Source organism: Candidatus Nomurabacteria bacterium (genome assembly GCA_023898465.1).
Classification (GTDB): domain Bacteria; phylum Patescibacteriota; class Patescibacteriia; order HK-STAS-PATE-3; family HK-STAS-PATE-3; genus HK-STAS-PATE-3.
This window is the reverse complement of sequence record CP060223.1, coordinates 735,575-753,899: the sequence shown is the minus strand read 5'-3', so window position 1 is coordinate 753,899 and position 18,325 is coordinate 735,575. Positions and strand designations below refer to the sequence as shown.

Here is an 18,325-nt window from a genome sequence, read left to right as displayed (position 1 = left end):
ATAACTTGGATAGGCTTCTCCTCATGGAGCCTGAAGAGTTGCTAACGGTATGAAATGTCCGGTTTGCCATCACGCGGATAGCAAGGTTACTGATTCACGCCTCGTCACCGATGGCTTTGCCATCCGACGTCGTCGCGAATGTACTCGCTGCACCTTCCGCTTCACCACCTATGAAGAAGTAGAGCTCCTCAATGTCACCATCTTAAAAAGAGATGGACGCCGGGAACCCTACCTACGTGAAAAAATGGAGCAAGGGTTACGCAAGGCACTTGAGAAGCGACCTACGACTACTGAAGAGTTTACTCAGCTGCTCAGTCGAATCGAGCGCGACATTCAGAAGCTAAGTGGTCGCAAGAGTGCTCAAGAGGTGAAGTCAAAGGATATTGGCGAAGTCATCATGCGTCACCTTAAGAAGATTGATCCGGTTGCCTACATCCGATTTGCTTCCGTCTACCGGTCTTTCAAAGACGCTGAGACTTTCCAACGCGAACTGCAAGCTCTCCTCCGTACAAAAACAGTCCGGCGAACTGTAAAAAAACGTCGCCGCTCATAACGCTACTTTCCTCATTAACCATTACAGAAAGGATATTCCCATGCCGCCTTCTGCCCAGTCGAATACTCATGTCCACGAGAGCACTAAAGAAGCTCTGTTGGAAAAATTAATGGATACTAAGCAGAAGGGTAAGCGAGGCCTCGGTTTGCGATGGCAGCGCTTTTTTTCACGTGGAAATGTACAACCCTTTGATGAGATTCAATGGGAGCGACGCACCGCGGCGATTACTGATTCAAAAGGTAAAGTGGTTTTTGAGCAAAAGGATGTCGAGGTTCCAAATTTTTGGACACAGAATGCTACAAACATCGTTGTCTCAAAATATTTTTACGGTGATAATGATAAGGGTCAGCGAGAGACCAGCATCAAGCAGTTAATTGATCGTGTCACTCGTACCATCACTGACTGGGGTCAGGCGGATGGTTATTTTGCTACAGCTGATGATGCACAGACTTTTTACGATGAATTGACCTGGTTGATTGTGCATCAGTATATGACCTTCAATAGCCCGGTATGGTTTAACTGTGGCGTGCATCGCTATGACCGGGGATCCGGCGCTGGCCGCTGGTATTGGCAAAAAGAGAAGCAGGAAGTGGGTTTAGCTCAGGATGATTACACTCATCCACAGTGCTCGGCCTGTTTTATTCTCTCGGTAGAAGATTCAATGGATTCTATCCTTAGCTTGGCAAAGAGCGAGGGTATGATTTTCAAGTTCGGATCTGGCGCTGGCTCCAACCTTTCACCAATTCGCTCTTCACGAGAGCGCTTGTCTGGTGGTGGTACAGCCTCAGGGCCGGTTTCTTTCATGAAGGGCTTTGACTCTTTTGCTGGCGTGATCAAGTCGGGTGGAAAAACGCGACGAGCCGCTAAGATGGTTATCTTGAACGTTGAACACCCAGACGTAGTTGAATTTATCTGGAGTAAGGCAAAAGAAGAGCGAAAAGCCTGGTCATTAATTGATGCAGGTTATGATGGCGCAATTGACGGCGAGGCCTATACCTCAGTCTATTTCCAAAACGCTAACCACAGCGTCCGCGTTACTGATGAATTCATGAAAGCAGTCGAGAGCGATGGCTATTGGCAGACCCGGGCAGTAAAAGATGATGCAGTGGTTGATACGTACAAAGCTCGCGATGTGCTGCGCATGATTTCTGAAGCAACCCATCAGTGTGGTGACCCGGGATTGCAATATGACACCACCATCAACAATTGGCACACCTGTCTGAACACTGACCGTATCCATGCTTCCAACCCATGTTCCGAGTACATGTTCTTGAACGACACTGCCTGCAACCTAGCATCTATCAACCTGATGAAGTTTCGGACGCAGGATGGTCGCTTTGACTACACCAAGTATCTCCATGCCATCAAGGTGTTGATCACTGCCATGGAAATCATTGTCGATAACTCAAGCTACCCAACTGAGCGGATCGCTGCGCGCAGTCACCTCTACCGTACTTTAGGTATTGGTTACGCAAACTTGGGTGCCCTCTTGATGTCACTTGGCTTACCATATGACAGCGATGAAGGCCGAGCCTACGCAGCAGTTATTACTGCCCTCTTAACTGGTCAGGCCTATGCGCAATCAGCCGAGATTGCTAAAGAGATGGGGCCTTTCCCAGATTATGAAACGAATAAAGACTCCACTCTCCGTGTATTACGTCAGCATCGTGAAGCAGTTGATGGTATTACGCAGTCCTTGATCCCGAGCGACATGTGGGAAGCTTCTCGCAATGTGTGGGACGAAGCAGTTACCCGTGGTACCCAGTATGGTGTCCGCAATGCCCAGGTTTCCGTATTAGCTCCGACCGGAACCATCGCTTTTATGATGGACTGTGATACTACCGGCATTGAACCTGATATTGCTTTGGTGAAGTACAAGAAGCTGGTTGGTGGCGGATATATGAAGATTATCAACCGCACAGTACCAATGGCCTTGGATAGGCTGGGGTATACCAAAGAGCAGGTTACCGCTATCACTGACTTCATTGATAGCAATGACACAATCGAGGGTGCTCCTCATGTAAAGAAAGAAGATCTAGCCGTGTTTGACTGTGCTTTCCCAGCTGCAAACGGTACACGCTCCATTCACCACATGGGTCACTTAAAAATGATGGGCGCAGCACAACCTTTCATCTCTGGTGCTATCTCTAAGACCGTCAACATGCCAGCTGATTCCACAGTAGAAGAAATCATGGATGCCTACATTCAGGGTTGGAAGCTTGGCTTGAAGGCCTTAGCTATCTACCGTGATGGATCAAAGCGTACGCAGCCGCTCAATACTTCCTTGACTGAGGATGGTAAGAAGCAAGAGAAGACCGCGGCAGCCGTTGTTTCACCTGACCCGAAGCCCTACCGCCATCGTCTACCAGACGAGCGTCAATCTATCACGCATAAGTTTGATATTGCCGGGCACGAGGGTTACATCACGGTTGGTCTCTATCCTGACGGACAACCAGGCGAGCTCTTCATCACCATGAGTAAAGAGGGTAGTACACTCTCTGGAGTAATGGACGCCTTTGCCACTTCAATTTCCCTGAACTTGCAGTATGGTGTGCCGCTGAAGGTGCTCATTAGCAAATTTACGCACTCTCGCTTTGAACCAGCCGGCTTCACACGCAACAAGCAGATCCCGATGGTGAAGTCGATCATGGATTACATTTTCCGCTGGTTAGCCCTGAAGTTCATGACCTCAAAAGAGGCAGCTGAATTCCACAATGCTGATCTGACCGCGCAGGCGACCTCAACTGCTCCAGTCCAGAAAGCCGAGCCAGTCGCCAGCGCTGCTCCAGTAGCAGAGAAGGTGCAAGAAAAAGTAGAGGAAAAAGAAAGCGCCACTTCTGGAGTTCAACTTGAACTGAGCACGATCAAGAATCAAACCGACGCACCGCCTTGCGATTTCTGCGGAGCTATCATGGTTCGCAACGCATCCTGCTACAAGTGTCTGGAATGCGGTAATACGAGCGGCTGCTCCTAATCACTAGCTTGAAAATCCCGCCCCATTGCTAATAAGCAATGGGGCGGGATGCTCTGGTATGGATAAAAAAACACCCTCAGGCCTCACTCTCCTGTACCTTGGGAAGGGAAAAGGAAAAACTACTGCAGCGGTTGGCGTGGCTGTCCGAGCTCGTGGTTGGGGTAAGCGGGTTTTCTTCCTCCAGTTTGTAAAAGAAGAGCGCTGGCCCTCGGGTGAACGCGCCATGCTCAAAAAGCTTGGCGTTGATGTTTGGGTGCTTGGCAAAGGCTTTGTGAAAATTTTGAACGATACGAAACCTTTCATCGTCCATAAGCGAGCAGCGCAGCAGGCGCTTCAAGCGGCCATGCGAGCAGTTCGTTCAAATGCTTATGATGTGGTAATTCTTGATGAAGCAATTTCAGCTATTGAGTCAGAGCTCTTTTCTCAAACGGCGCTTATTAAGCTTATGAAGGCCAAGCGTCCCTCGCTGCATTTAGTGCTGACCGGACATACCAACTATCCTCGTATTAACAAGTTGGCTGATCTGGTGACTGACATGCGTAAGGTGAAACATCCTTATGATGAAGGCAGGTTGGCCGAAAAGGGAATTGACTACTAAGGAAAACGTTTATGCCCCAAGAACAATTTGTAGCGGTAAAAGCGATCATTACGCATAAAGATAAAATTCTTTTACTTCGCGAGCGGGCATATGATGAAGCGACAAATGTTGGTAAATGGGATGTTCCTGGAGGCCGTTTAGGCTTAGGTGAATCACCATTTGATGGCATAAAACGGGAAGTGGCGGAAGAAACGGGTTTGCATATTCGCGTTGATATTCCAATTTCCATTGATGCTTGGGAGCCAACAATCCAGGGCCTCAAACGACATATTGTTGGAATGTATATCTGGTGCACCACTGAAGAGCAGCAAGTCCATTTAAGCGACGAGCATGACGAGTATCGATGGGTGACTATTGCGGAGGCGGGGAATTTACCACTTATGAGTACAGTACAGCGAGCTCTTACCGCATTTGACGCATTGCAGAAGCGCCTGCTAAAGTAAGTCCCTGACTATGCAAATTCTTCCCTACATTCTCCTTTTCGTCGGCGTATTCCTACGCCTCATCCCACACCCATTAAACGTGGCTCCAGTTGCGGCCATTGCTCTATTTGCTGGTGTATATTTACGTAAGTCCTGGGCAGTCATTTTGCCCTTGAGTATTATGATGATGAGCGACATATTGATGTCTGTGCCAGCTTTTCGTGAAGCCTTGCCCTGGGGTCTTCATGGGGCAGGCTGGTATTCCCTCGCACCTATCACGTGGCTGAGCTTTGCCTTTGTTGGACTTATTGGACTCTGGGTGCGACAGAAGAAGAACGTGCTTAGCATTGCAGGTGGCACGCTGCTCGGCTCAATAGTTTTTTATCTCGTGACCAACTGGGCAGTTTGGTTCTTTGGTACCATGTACGCTCACACCTTTAGCGGCTTGATCCAGTCTTACACCATGGCGTTGCCATTTTTCCGCAATACCTTGATAGGTGACCTTTTCTATACCACTGTGCTTTTTGGCGGCTTTGAAAGTGTGCGCTGGTTTGTTAGAATGAAAGCACGGAGGGAAGTTCCTCAATCCTAACTAGGAGCGCTTTATGCCGGCGTATCAACGCTACGCCCGCTATCAAGAACGTAAGCCTGTCACGAATGCGAAGCTTTTTCGCTGGATTTTGTATGTCGTCGCGCTTATTATCGTAGTCGTTCTTATCCAAAGGGTCTTTGGCAAAGGTGATACCAACTCGGCCGACACTGCAGTAGAGAATAGTACTACCCAGCTGGCTGAGGTGACAAACACGAATACTGAGACAAATGAAAATGCTGATGCGAATACAAATACAAGCGTGGCGCCGGCCGTAGCAGAGGATTTTGATGTAGCTACGCAATGCGACGGGGTAATCTCGGTACTGGGCGGCGCGAAAAAAATGACGCTTACCTTCAGCGGACGCGGCAATGGAGCAAATGTTGATGAGATTTTACAAGTCTTGCAGGAGGCAAATGCGCCAGCCTCATTCTTTTTCACCGGCACCTTTGCTCGTAACAATCCCGATGTCGTACAAAAAATCAGCGATGCTGGATATCGCATTTACAATCAGAGCGACACACATCCCGACTTTGAAGATTTAACAGAGGATGAAGCCTTGTTAGAATTGGAAGCAGCGGATGAAGAAATTAGCGGGATTACTAACCTAACAACAAAGCCCTTTTTCCGGCCACCATTTGGATCGGTTGACCAAACTGTGACGGATATAGTAATGTCGGCTGGTTACTGTCCGGTTACTTGGACAGTCGACGGTTTAGATTGGCAGGCCGGCGCCACTGCAGCGGATATTGAAGCGCGGGTGATGAGTCGGGCGGCTAATGGGGGAATTGTCCTTTTACAGGTTGGGGGCATCTCAACTGAGGACGCACTACCAACTATCATCACTGAGCTTCGAGATCAGGGATATGAGTTAGTGAGTCTGGCTGACTTAGTTGCTGCGTAGCAGCGACGGAGGAGGTTAAAGTGCAGGTATTGTGGATTACCTTGGCAATCTTTGTGTTTTCCATTGCTGTGGTGATTGGTCTTGTTGTGTGGAGCCTCAAGTGTTTCGAGCGTATCCACGATATGCCCATAATTCCAGATCCAACCGAGGAAGACTTCGAGGAGCTGCGGGCCGGAGATATCATCCCCTAGGAGGAGGCATGCATCTTCCCTTGATCATTGGCTCGATCTTTGGGCTGGCTGCCATATTGCTCGGGTCATTCTACATAGTCCACTTCCGGGGGCTGTCACGTCGCGATCGGGAAACGCTTGAAGATGAAGATGACTTTCAAAGGACTTGATGCACAGCTCAGGTCCTTTTGTTTTGGATTGACAAAATAGTGTTCATGGTCTATTATGCTTTGTTCGTTCCTTGTCACTACCACCCAAGACCTCGAAAGGAGGATGAGAGATGCAACGCTTTCTGGCTCAATGTCCAGTGTGCGGAATGAGTCAGCCGATCGTGGCTGACGACAGGAAGCAGGCAGAGAGACTCGGACAGCTACATCACGAAAATCGTCGGATTTTGCTGAGACGGAAGTGGTATGTCTGCGAGGAGAGGTTTCGGCAAGAGCTGATTGACCGTCATGGGTACCAAGCCTTGTTCTTCCCAGTGAACTGGCCACCATTTGTTAAGGAATTCCCTTGCCAAGAGGTGGTACTGACTTCACTGGGCTCTCGACGTTCGCGTCGCCGGAGAAATAGAAAAAACCGGCAAGTTCGCTAGAGCGTCGTGTCTCAATGTGCTTGTTATTTTATGAGCACAGTTTGAGAAGAATGAGCCCAATGCTTATATATTTAAAAGTATTGGGTTTTTCATTTATGAAAGAAAAGGGAGAGGCTTGCTGTACTATACGTAGCAGGTATTTTTTCCTGCCATACTGATGCTTTTTGACTTGACACTGCACGGTATGAACAGTACCCTGGGTATACGCTATGGGGGATATCACACCACAAGAAAATCACAATGTAAGACCCTCTCAGCCGACCATGCACGAGAGCGAGAAAAAAGCTTTCCGTTCCATACTTATCATGGCGGTCGTGTTTAGTTTAGTGCTCGGCGCTATTTCCGGAGCAGTATTTGGCGTGTTGGCGGTGAATAATCAACTTGGCAGTGGGATTGAAAAACTTTTTGGCTTAAATGCCTCAGGCTCAGCAATTACTGAAAATCGTACGGTGCAAGTAGCCGAGGATTCAGCTACGGTTGATGTAGTGAATCAGGTGCAAGATAGTGTGGTGAGCGTCATTGGGACGCAGGATTTTAGTCAGATTTCTCAAGATTCAAATTTTTTCTCTCCATTTGGCATTGGGGTGCCGAGTCAGCCCCAACAAGGTAAGCGCGATGTGCGCGGTGGTACAGGTTTTATTGTTTCCAGCGATGGTTTAATTCTTACCAATAAGCATGTAGTAGATTTAGAGACCATTGATTACTCAGTCGTGCTGAATGATGGCACGCGGGTTGATGCACAAGTTTTAGCCCGAGACCCAAGTCTTGATTTGGCGATTTTGAAGATTGATAAAACTGGTTTACCAGCAGTGAAGCTGGGCGATTCAGAAAGCGTGCAAATCGGTGAAACAGTGATTGCAATTGGAAACGCCTTAGGTCGATTCCAAAACACAGTGACGAAAGGTATTGTGTCAGGTCTCTCTCGTACTATTGAAGCAGGTGATGGCAGCGGCCAAACCGAAGTGATTGAAGACACCATTCAGACCGATGCGGCAATTAATTCAGGAAACTCAGGCGGTCCATTACTGAACATTTCCGGTGAAGTAATTGGCGTGAACACCGCAGTTTCTACTGAGGGTCAATCACTTGGCTTTGCTATTCCAATTAATGCAGCTAAACAGGATGTGCAAAGCGTGCAGGAAAAAGGGAAAATTGTTCGTCCTTACCTAGGCATTCGCTACACGGTAGTCACTGCCAATATGCAGGAGCAAAACAATCTCTCAGTTGATTATGGCGCTCTACTCGTTCGAGGAAGTGATGCTTCCGAGTTGGCGGTTATCCCAGGCAGTCCGGCAGATAAGGCTGGCCTAGAGGAAAACGATATTATCCTGGAATTCGATGGCAAGAAAATTACTTCGGATACCACGCTGACAAATATCTTAATTGACTATAAGGTAGGCGATACTGTTAGTCTGAAGGTATTGCATGATGGTGAGGAAAAAACTATTCAACTCACTTTAGGCGAGCGCGAAGTATAGTGCATCGTACTTAGTGAACGGAGAGGTGTCCATACACTTCTTTTCTGCTTTCCCTCAACATCGTCATCACAACAGGCTCGATGACTTCGTTCGGGACAGGGATCAGAAAAGAAGCAAAAGAATCAAGCGCTGCTGAACATCAATGCTGACTACTCGGTTTATTCATGCAGAGACAGCAGCAGCGCGCAACAGGAGTCATATCAGTGTATCGAGAATTGCTTTCAGCAAATTTGTATGTTACTTTTGTTTTATGACTGATCTTCAAGGACGCATCCACGAACTCGCACAAAAGATTGCCTCCTCACGGGGGTTTCTTTGACCTGCCGCAAAAGCAGCAGTTATTGAAGGAATTAGAAGATAAGATGAGTCAGCCAGATTTCTGGTCTGACAATATGGCAGCGGCAAAGACAAGTCGTGAATTTGACGAACTTAAGAAAGAGGTTGAGCTTTGGCAACGAATGCAAGAAGAATCGCAAGCCCTAGATGAGCTAGCTCAAGAGACTGGCGACTCTGAAGAGCTGCAGTCGCAAATCGAAAAGCTGGAGAAAGATTTTACTCAGCTTGAATTTACTATGATGCTTAGTGGCGAGTACGATGCCAATGATGCCGTCTTTGCTATTCATGCCGGAGCGGGTGGTACTGATGCGCAGGATTGGGCTGAGATGTTGAAGCGCATGTACCTGCGTTATTTTGAACGCAAGGGCTGGACAGCGAAAGTGATTGATGAGTCTCGAGGTAGTGAGGCGGGCATAAAGAGTGTTACTATGGAAGTGCTTGGTCGCTATGCTTATGGTTATCTCAAAGCCGAAGCAGGTGTGCATCGCCTCGTGCGCATTTCTCCTTTTGATGCCGAGAAGATGCGTCATACTTCATTTGCGCTTGTTGAGGTGATCCCGGACTTTGGCGACTTGCCTGATATTGTTATTGATGAAAAGGATTTGAAGATTGAGGCATCAACGGCCTCAGGTCATGGTGGACAGAGCGTGAACACTACCTATTCAGCTATACGGATTGTCCATTTACCCACCAAGATTACTGTGCAGTGTCAGAATGAGCGTTCGCAAAAGCAGAACCTAGAGACAGCCATGAAGATTCTCAAGCAGAAATTGCACATGAGGCGGCTGGAAGAACAAGAGGAAAAGCGCAAAGAACTTCGGGGTGAATTTCACTCAGCTGAATGGGGAAATCAAATTCGCTCTTATGTGTTGCATCCCTATAAGATGGTGAAAGATCATCGCACTAAGCACGAGGGAGATAATCCGCAAGCCGTACTCGATGGTGATTTGGATGGCTTTATCGAAGCGTATTTAAAAGGCGAGGGTGCGGTAATATAATTAACACGGCGCTAGGCGTTGACAAAGCCGTATTTTTGGCGTATGGTATTTCTTACTTGCGGTTTTTTGACATCCAATTTTTTTCTGCTGGGAGGAAAAAACCATGCAGATTGTGCGTGTTGATGGAATGAGGACACATCCGGTCCCCCGTGATCCCCAGGTCGGCGATTACGATATTGGGGTGAGTCTCCGCTCCCGTGGGTATGAGCAGGTGGTGTTGCACAACACTAGCGCTGTGGGTGGCGTCCGGGTTGGTCGTGAGACCGTCTGGCCGACGCGCCACGTGGTGGTACCGTACGGTACGGACTTCACTGTCGACGAGACTCTCTTCCGCGTCGTCCGCTAGCCTCGTTCACTCACCGCAAGTACAGCCCCTTTGCAGGATGTAGAGGGGCTTTCTTTATTTGACGGAGTCTTTTGCGCATGGTACATACTGAGTAGCTGCTCTTTTCTATCAACCTGTGGAGGGCTACATGGGCGCTACTGAAATCGAGGGTCTCGAGATCGTTTCCTTCAGGAGTAAGGATGATGAGGAGGGCAAAATCCTCCGAGGGAAGCTTCCGAGGGAGGTGAGCTTCTCGGTAGAGGGTGATCAGATTCGAGTGAGGAATCTGACTCTGGCCGGTCCGATCGTCCTCGTGGCCGATGGGTCACGTATCAATCGAGGAGATTCGATTCTTGTTCCTTCGGGAACTCGGCTGCGCTTTACCTACGGCGCGGTGGTGCGTCACTTGCGCTTGAACGTGCTTGCTTCTCAGGCCGTGGAGACCTCTCATTGAGAGGTCTTTCTTTTTTTCATCACATAGCGTAGAGTCATAGTGGACAAGTTGGTGGCGCAGCGATATGACGCGTTCCCAGCTTTTTCTCTCTACACTTATTTCTTTCCTCATCGGTATAGGTCTCTACCGATGGATTTCTCTGCCTTTGCTTTACCCGCTTCTTTTTTGTTGCGGGGTATTTATTATCTTCGTTATAGGGCGGCGCGCACCACTGTTGCTCCTTTGTCTTTTTGGATTGTCGCTTGGTGTAGTGCGAGCAACCGTAGTGTCAGAGCTCGCTCAATTGCCTGAAGGGAACACTAGTCTGCAAGGTCAGATTGTAGCAGCGCCTGATATTCGCCGCGATCATATTAAGTACACCATAGAAATCCCAAATAGCAAATCCCAAATTCCAAATACCAATAAACAAAAAACAAATTCTAATAATCAAATTACAAGTGCAGAACAGAATAATGATGCAAAGATTTTAGTGCGAGCGCTATTGTATCCGCGTTTTCGATTAAATGATGAGGTGAGCTTCAGCTGCTTTGTGCGTCATCCCGAGCCGATTGAGGATTTTGCCTATGATCGTTATCTAGCCTTATCCGGAATTGCGACAACCTGCAGTGCTCGCCACTTCGATCTTGTACAATCCTCTCATTGGAGTTTTAGTGGTGCGCTCATTGATGGGAGGGAGTGGGTGACTGCGCAGCTCTCCCGTATCCTACCCGAGCCTGAAGCATCATTTGAGGCTGGTCTCTTGGTTGGTGCGCGCCGCGGATTGCCTGAGTGGTTAACAGAGGCCTTTGGTCGGACAGGTACGACACATCTCATTGCGCTGTCAGGATTTAATATCACCATTGTTGTAAACCTCATCATGTCGATGGCGATAAAAACGATTGGTCGCCGGCATGCCTTTTGGTTTGTCCTCTTAGCAATTTCGCTGTTTGTAATTTTTGTGGGCGGCCAAGCGTCGATTGTGCGGGCAGGTATTATGGGGTGCATTGCCGCTTTTGCCGGACATGTAGGTCGACCGAGTCGCGGGATAAATGCCCTCGTGCTGAGTGGGGTAAGTATGGTTTTAGTAAACCCGCGCATCTTATTAGATGATGCGGGCTTTCAGCTCTCTTTTGGGTCTACCCTGGGACTTATGTTGCTTTCTGGTCATGTTGATCGTTGGGTGCATTTCTTGCCAGAGCGCTTTGAAATACGGGGCACCATCTCTGCCACTATTGCCGCTTCCTTATTTACCTTGCCACTTATTCTCTGCGTGTTTGGTCGAGTGTCTCTCGTTAGTTTATTTGTGAACGTGCTCATCCTTCCCTTGATTCCTTTTGCCATGGCAGCCGGGACGGCGGCGCTTTTACTTAGCGTGCTCTCTTTATCACTTGGCATACTATTTGGAGCGGCAACCTGGCTCATACTGCGTGGTGTAATCATGGTAGTGGAATTTTTTGCTTTGCCGGATTGGTCATTGTTGCATTTTGCCACAGGACAATATTGGTGGCTGCTTCTCTATTTCGGACTTTTTGCCTGGGTATGGTATTTGGATAGGAGGCAAAGAGCAGCATTAAAAATTTCTCAGGCATGAAGCGAATACGACTCATTTTATTTGTGCTGTGTATTTTCGTGGCAGGATATGTTGTCTGGTCATATCGTCAGGTGCATTTCGTGCGAGTGACTACTCTAGATATTGGACAGGGAGACGCGATACTTATTCAAGCGCTACAACATTTTGACGTGTTGACTGATGCAGGAGCTGACATGACCGTTGTTGAGCGGCTAGGTGAGCGTTTACCATATTTTGACCGCACTATTGAACTGCTTGTGCTGACACATCCTGACGCTGATCATGTGACAGGCTTTGTTGAGGTGCTACATCGTTATCATGTGCAAAGCGTTTTACTCACCGGAGTGGAACATTACTTGCCCGCCTATCAGGAGTTTCTCCAGCTCTTAGTTGATCAGGGGGTAACGATACTCTATGCGCAGCCTGGTCAACGCTATAGTTTGCCTGGTGCGGAGCTGACCGTCCTCGCACCTAAAGGTGATTGGCGAGGAAAGGAGCCAGACGATCAAAATCGCTATTCAGTAGTTACTCGCTTAGATGTTGGCGCGAAATCATTCATATTGACTGGCGACGCCGACTTTGATGAGGAAAAGGAAATGCTGGAGTCTGGTTTACCACTCCATGCTGATGTATTGAAGTTGGGTCATCATGGCTCAAAAACCTCCTCCAGTGATGCTTGGTTGGATGCGGTAGAGCCCAGCATCGTTATAGTTTCCGCGGGCCTAGATAATCAATTTGGGCATCCTAGCCCTGAAACGCTTGAGCGAGTGGAGCAGCGCGGTGCCCAGATACTCTCAACTATTGAAGAAGGGGATGTGTGCATTGAGGTGCGAGGTGAGGAGCTATGGCGGTGCTGACGCCACCCCCAGCCCTTCCTTCTACCACCTGGGAATAATGTAAGGATGGGCTAATTTTAGCTAAATTGGCTAATATTAGCACCTTTAACTCTTGACAAGAATAGCTAGGTATGGTATTATCCGCTGTTACGCTGATTTAGGGGGTTCATTCCAAATAAATATCCGAGGAGAGAGACACCGGTTTTGCCTACGTAAAAACGGTGAGTAAAAAGGCAGTATACTGCGTGTTTCGTCGTCTCCTCGAAATCCCCAGTCTACTGCCTATTTTTATTAGCAGTACTTTCCCGAAACATCGGAGGGAGCATTTGGCCGGTCACGCAAATTTTGAGCGAAGGGCCGCGACCACCTCGCTCCGATCTTCCGGGAAAGGAAGGAGTTGGACTTGAGGTATCCTACGGTGTTGGGCTTTTGCTCAGCATTGTGGAAAACCGATACCTCAAGTCTGCCTCTTTCATCTCCAGCAGCAATATGGAGGGGGAGTGACATCCAGTGGACATGATCGCGGTTGGTGCAAACTGACTACTTTCATGAGAAACTGTAGGGTGTATCGGGCCTCGGTCCAAAGATACATTTCGTTACTCGCCTCCAGATTGTTGCTGAGGATTCGTGAACGTTGACAATCTATTTCTCCTTAAGTCGTTCTCATGAAGTTAATTTTGTAGCTCGCTTGATTCTTGTCGAATAAGTTTGAGTCGGAGGACGATTTGAGGAGGGTCATCATCAAGCGATGGTGGCGACTCCATAGTGCCTTGCGCGCTGTGCCCCGCTGGAAGGGGATTCTACATACTGCACGTACGCGTGCACGATTCCTTTCACCAAGAAGTTGAAATACGCTTGCTCCGCGGGGCAGGTAAAAGCGCTCTAGGCGCTGGAGGATGAAATGAAGACCATCCATTGTCATACGTGTAACCAGGTCGCGACTCACTACACATCTGGCCTGCTTTATGACGTTGCATATTGTAACGATCATATCCCCACCATAAGGAAAGGGGAAATGGCAGGGATGGATCAACGCGGACTAGCCGAACTGGAAGTTCGGCGTGGGACGGTATATGACAAACAGTGCAAATTCTGTGGTGTGGATCTGACGGGGATATCATTCCAGGTACCCATCCAATCCCCTGAAGATCACAAGGGAATTGTCGAGTGGGTAGCCGCGTGCTACTCATGCGGCAAGGAAAGAGGGGGGTCCTGTGACTGGACACCCCGAGAAAAGGAACCATGTGCTACCCATGGTTGTGTCATGTGTGGAGGGGAGATTTGTGGAGATTACGTCTCTACAATAGGAGTGGAAGGGCGTTATGTCGGTGCACACCCTGAGTGCATCTGACTAGTTCTTTCCCGCAGGCAGTAGAGCGGGTGACAAGTACACTGGAGAAGAAGACTGCCCTTCTCCTCCTCTCTCCAGAGTTCTTAACCCCACCTAGCCTCCCCTTTGAAAGGGGAGGAAGGGAATGAGGACTGCGGAGAGGAAATGGTTTCTCTAGCAAAGGGAGGGCGATATGTTTTCGGCTGATATGATGAGGGGATTTATGGAGCTCTTGAACGATTGGCCCTATGGGTCACTCCTAGCTGCAGTCATACTTCTCATCGTGCTCATCGTGCTCGTTGCGCTGGGTTGGGGCATCTTCACGGCGATTGACTCGTGGTTCCGACCGCTTCAAGAGGGCCGAGGGCGCGTTGTTAACAAGACGTTCACGGCCGCACACGTCACCGTTATGTATGTCTATAATGCGGCAACAAAAACGACTCTGCCTCAAAGCGTACACCACTCCGACAAGTGGGAGCTGACAGTCGATGTTGCTGAAGGACGAGATACTGTTTCTGTAGAACGTCAGCTCTTCGATGCTGTTGCTGAAGGAAGTGAGGTCACCGTATCTTACGTTCGAGGCCGATTGAAGGGTTGGGTGTACGTGAAATCGGTTGAGAGACTAACCTAGTCTCAAGTCCAATCGATTTTCGCCCTGAGCTTCCACAGTTCGGGGCCTCTCCAGAGCCTCGTACCATGTGAGGTACGAGACTGCGGAGAGGAAATGGTTTCTCTAAGCGGCTGCTGACGCCGGAAGTCAGTGAGGAGGCTACGATGTCATTCTCAATCTCGATGATGGTTCTCAGCGAGTCCGGGTCCTACATGGTCCCGAGGTCTTTCACTGAAGCCGAGGTCGAAAAGATCTTGGCGAACCCGGAAGAGGCTAGTCTGGTCTGTCGTCAGTGCGGCCAAGCCTGCAGTCCGAAGCAGGCGTATTGCCCGCATCGAGGTCAGACGCACGGAGTGGTCGAGCCACATTGCGCATCGCATCGTCCGGAGGATGCGTACGACGTCCTCCACACGCTCCGTCACGCGCTGGAAGCGTGGCGGAAGACTGAAGCGGACAAGCGACAGAAGCGCGAGACCGAGAGGTGTCGTGCAGAAGAAGAGAGACGACGCTCTCAGCATCGGAACGATCTTCTCACTGTGCCGCAGCTCGGACGACTTCGATCGAGGCTCGGTCGCGTCATGTGACCTTTCTCTCCGGAGTAAGTACACGTTACTTGCTCCGGATCTCTCCAGAGCCTCGTACCATGTGAGGTACGGGACTGCGGAGAGTGTATACTTTATTGGCAGGTGCTGGTGACCAGGGAGTGGTCCCGTCGGTTAACAACCGATTCACCAGATGACTCTTTCGCGAGTCGTTGGGTTCGAATCCTGCATCTGCCACAGCTTTGTCACAAAGCGTTGCATCACCAAACATACGCAGCGCAGTGATGGCGGCCGCCTTTTTTGAAAGGTTCAAGGCCGTACCGCTCCGTCCATGTCACACCTACATGGACGGAGCCTCCCTTGAGTTACTAAATTGAGTTTAGTTATTCAAGGGAGGAAGAAAACACGTTTAGCTGGAGGTATTCATGGGAGCGGTATGTATGGTTCTTGCTTCCTTGGCTTTGGCTGGAGCATACTTCGCGTATCTCCGAGCCATCTTCAAGGGCGAAGTGCCGCATCCCGTTACCATCGGGATGTGGTTTGTGTGGGTGATGTTGAATTTTCTTACCTATCGGGAATTCACGTCACTTTACGCGCGCATCTTTACCTATGTGCAGGTCGCCTGCATTAGCCTGATCATGCTCTTCACCCTTGCGTACATTGTGAAGCTCGGGTGGAAGCAAGTCAGCCAGATTGCGAGGATCGACGCGTGGGACATGTCTATGGGAATTGGCGTTGTGATAGCTCTGGGTTACGCAACCCTTGCTCATAATCCAAAGGCAGAGAACATCATCGCTCAGGTGGTGGTGATCCCTTCCTTTGTACCTATAGCGAAGATGAGTTTCTCTCGTACTCAGCGCATGAGCCAGTGGCCGTGGAGTTTGGGCGTGCTGGCGTATGCGTTGCAAGGTGTTGTTGCCTGGCCGGATGGTTTCGCGGCTCTGGTATATCCAGGCGTCAGCCTGGTCTGTCACGTTGTAGTCTGGTTCGGTGCATATCGGACCAGAAACCTAGGAGGCAAGGATGCGATATCTTTTTCAGGCAGTGGCTGCTGAACTGCTATCGCTTGGCATGCTCGGAGCGCTGACCACTCCGATCGGGCCACTCACCGCCTTCTTTTGTCTCTTGCTCTTCTTGAGCGGGGTAACATGGATGGCGCGGAGCGCGTATTGCTTCTGTAATCAGGAGTTCAAGTGATGGAGGGTGTCATATCATTTTTCCATCATGTGGAACTCTTTTTGCACGAGTGGCAGCGTCGTCGGGCGCTGCGAGCTCGATGCGGATTGACGCATCACCGCCGTCTGCTCACCCGCCAACTTTGGCGCGAATGCGGGCGTCACTAGCACATGGAGGAGGGTCGATCTTCGCGGTTGTGACCTTGTGTCACTTCTGCCTTGGTTGTCCTCCTCCTCTCTCCAGAGTTCTTAACCCCACCTAGCCTCCCCTTTTGAAAGGGGAGGAAGGGAATAAGGATTGCGGAGAGAAAAATATTCTCTACAACGGCAACTGGCTGCCGGTGAAGCCAGAGAGGAGGAAGTGATGCTTCGGAAGAATCAGGAGGGATTCACCCTCATCGAGCTCATGATCGTGGTGGTCATCATCGGGATCCTGGCGCTCATCGCCGTCCCGAATTACCTGGCGCTGCAGGACAGGGCACGTCTGTCGACGGCCAAGTCCAATGCCTACGAAGTGCAGGACATGGTCGATGACTGGGCTACAGCGAACGGAGGAGTCTATCCGGATTCCATCGCTGGGGTGGCGAACGCCAGGCGTAGTATCCGGAATCCCTTCGGAGGTACGGCGGTCTACGACGTCGGGTCCTACGACAAGGCTGGGAAGGAGTCTGGTGCGGTCTACTACGATCCGGCCGAGTTCTTCTCCTCCTATCGCATCACGGTCAATGGAAAGGATGGCGAGTCCGTCCTTGTCCTGACCCCGCAGCGCGAGTAAGCGCTCAGCGATCACGTCCACCCTTGCATGAAGCTTCGGTGGACGTGATCTTCCCCGGGTACCTCTCAAGAGGGGTGTCCAGGGGAGAATACAAACTCAGGGAGGAGACATGTACGGAAGTGTGTATCTGATTGCGAGCTTCGTGTTCATGGTTGGCACTTTGCTCGGCAGTTTCGCTAATGTGTGCATTCATCGCCTCCCTCCTAGGGAGAGCGTATGCACGCCAAGGTCATACGCGCCATGCTGTGGTCGACGTCTTCGATCCTGGCATCTCGTTCCAGTCTTGAGCTGGATTGCTTTGCGTGGGCGTTGCGCCTACTGTCGGTCAGCAATCTCGCTTCACTACCCTGTGGTTGAACTGCTGGGTGGTGGCTTGGCCCTGCTGGTCTACGTTGCCATTCCTGACATGATACCGAGGTTTTCCGCCTGGCTGTTTTTCTTTGGTCTGCTCGTTGTCTTCTTCACGGATTGGCGCGAGCGGATCATTCCCGACGAAATCAGCTTGGGAGGAGTTGTACTTGGATTGATGCTCTCACCTTGGACTATTGGCCTGGTACCAGCTCTCACTGGCTCTGCGGCTGGAGGAGTAAGTTTCTACCTGATCGGCTGGTTCTATAAGAAGGCAAGTGGGCAGGTAGGAATGGGGCTTGGTGATGTGAAGCTAGCTTTCATGCTTGGAGCCTTTCTTGGTCCAGCTGCTTTCTTGGCTGCCGTACTGCTAGCGTCTACTGCTGGTAGTATCTTGGGCTTGAGCTTGATCCGCTTCGGCAGGGCGAGCAGCTCGGCAGCTCTTCCATTTGGTTCTTTACTGGCACCAGCAGCAGTTCTCGCTCTGTTCAAGGGCGCTGAGCTTTGGTCCTGGTACCACTCACTGTTTTAGCCACGTCCACCGGAGGCTTATGCATCGGTGTACGTGGCCTCCCCCGGGCAATCCTCATTGAGGAGGAGTGTCCAGGGGAGGTGGCTGATTCTTGCGAGAAGCAGGCGCTTCCGCTAAAGTACCCCTATCCCATTTCACAGGAATGTGAGAAGGGGTTGGGAGTAGAGATGGACCTTTACATGCACTGATGGATCAGTGCAAGCAGATGGGGGAAGGCATGTGTAGAATTCAC

17 protein-coding genes are annotated in these 18,325 nt (G+C 49.9%); all 17 read left to right on the top strand.

Annotation, left to right across the window (positions count from 1 at the left end):
* Window positions 1-49: 49 nt before the first annotated feature.
* A complete protein-coding gene (nrdR, locus tag H6760_03740; GenBank protein USN53258.1) occupies window positions 50-553 on the top strand; it encodes a transcriptional repressor NrdR in 504 nt (167 codons plus the stop codon).
* Between the two features lie 109 nt (window positions 554-662).
* Window positions 663-3,527: a vitamin B12-dependent ribonucleotide reductase gene (locus tag H6760_03735; protein USN54064.1), complete on the top strand. Its 2,865-nt coding sequence runs from the start codon at window positions 663-665 to the stop codon at window positions 3,525-3,527.
* A 58-nt stretch (window positions 3,528-3,585) separates the two neighbouring features.
* On the top strand, window positions 3,586-4,125 hold the full coding sequence (locus tag H6760_03730) for a cob(I)yrinic acid a,c-diamide adenosyltransferase (GenBank protein ID USN53257.1): 540 nt from the start codon (window positions 3,586-3,588) through the stop codon (window positions 4,123-4,125).
* Between the two features lie 11 nt (window positions 4,126-4,136).
* The gene (locus H6760_03725) at window positions 4,137-4,568 is read left to right on the top strand and encodes an NUDIX domain-containing protein (protein USN53256.1); all 432 of its coding nucleotides are present in this window, start codon (window positions 4,137-4,139) and stop codon (window positions 4,566-4,568) included.
* 10 nt (window positions 4,569-4,578) lie between these two features.
* Window positions 4,579-5,139, top strand: coding sequence for a hypothetical protein (locus H6760_03720; protein ID USN53255.1), 561 nt, complete (start codon window positions 4,579-4,581; stop codon window positions 5,137-5,139).
* Between the two features lie 13 nt (window positions 5,140-5,152).
* Window positions 5,153-6,040 carry a polysaccharide deacetylase family protein gene (locus tag H6760_03715; protein ID USN53254.1) on the top strand — a complete coding sequence of 296 codons (888 nt, stop codon included), beginning with the start codon at window positions 5,153-5,155 and terminating at the stop codon, window positions 6,038-6,040.
* A 20-nt stretch (window positions 6,041-6,060) separates the two neighbouring features.
* Window positions 6,061-6,231 carry a hypothetical protein gene (locus H6760_03710; protein ID USN53253.1) on the top strand — a complete coding sequence of 57 codons (171 nt, stop codon included), beginning with the start codon at window positions 6,061-6,063 and terminating at the stop codon, window positions 6,229-6,231.
* A 783-nt stretch (window positions 6,232-7,014) separates the two neighbouring features.
* Complete coding sequence (locus H6760_03705; GenBank protein ID USN53252.1) at window positions 7,015-8,283, top strand: trypsin-like peptidase domain-containing protein; 1,269 nt, start codon at window positions 7,015-7,017, stop codon at window positions 8,281-8,283.
* A gap of 257 nt (window positions 8,284-8,540) precedes the next feature.
* A complete protein-coding gene (gene prfB, locus H6760_03700) occupies window positions 8,541-9,617 on the top strand; it encodes a peptide chain release factor 2 (GenBank protein ID USN54063.1) in 1,077 nt (358 codons plus the stop codon).
* A 473-nt stretch (window positions 9,618-10,090) separates the two neighbouring features.
* Window positions 10,091-10,396: a hypothetical protein gene (locus H6760_03695; GenBank protein ID USN53251.1), complete on the top strand. Its 306-nt coding sequence runs from the start codon at window positions 10,091-10,093 to the stop codon at window positions 10,394-10,396.
* Between the two features lie 64 nt (window positions 10,397-10,460).
* Window positions 10,461-11,966: a ComEC/Rec2 family competence protein gene (locus H6760_03690; protein USN53250.1), complete on the top strand. Its 1,506-nt coding sequence runs from the start codon at window positions 10,461-10,463 to the stop codon at window positions 11,964-11,966.
* On the top strand, window positions 11,963-12,802 hold the full coding sequence (locus H6760_03685) for an MBL fold metallo-hydrolase (GenBank protein USN53249.1): 840 nt from the start codon (window positions 11,963-11,965) through the stop codon (window positions 12,800-12,802). Before H6760_03690 ends, H6760_03685 begins: the two co-directional genes overlap by 4 nt.
* 1,532 nt (window positions 12,803-14,334) lie before the next feature.
* Entirely contained in the window at window positions 14,335-14,742 is a 408-nt protein-coding gene (locus tag H6760_03680; GenBank protein ID USN53248.1) for a hypothetical protein, read from the top strand.
* Between the two features lie 143 nt (window positions 14,743-14,885).
* Window positions 14,886-15,305, top strand: a complete 420-nt coding sequence (locus H6760_03675) for a hypothetical protein (protein ID USN53247.1) — start codon at window positions 14,886-14,888, stop codon at window positions 15,303-15,305.
* A 398-nt stretch (window positions 15,306-15,703) separates the two neighbouring features.
* Complete coding sequence (locus tag H6760_03670; GenBank protein ID USN53246.1) at window positions 15,704-16,318, top strand: hypothetical protein; 615 nt, start codon at window positions 15,704-15,706, stop codon at window positions 16,316-16,318.
* A 484-nt stretch (window positions 16,319-16,802) separates the two neighbouring features.
* The gene (locus H6760_03665) at window positions 16,803-17,213 is read left to right on the top strand and encodes a type II secretion system protein (GenBank protein ID USN54062.1); all 411 of its coding nucleotides are present in this window, start codon (window positions 16,803-16,805) and stop codon (window positions 17,211-17,213) included.
* Between the two features lie 109 nt (window positions 17,214-17,322).
* A complete protein-coding gene (locus H6760_03660; GenBank protein ID USN53245.1) occupies window positions 17,323-18,093 on the top strand; it encodes a prepilin peptidase in 771 nt (256 codons plus the stop codon).
* Window positions 18,094-18,325: the final 232 nt, after the last annotated feature.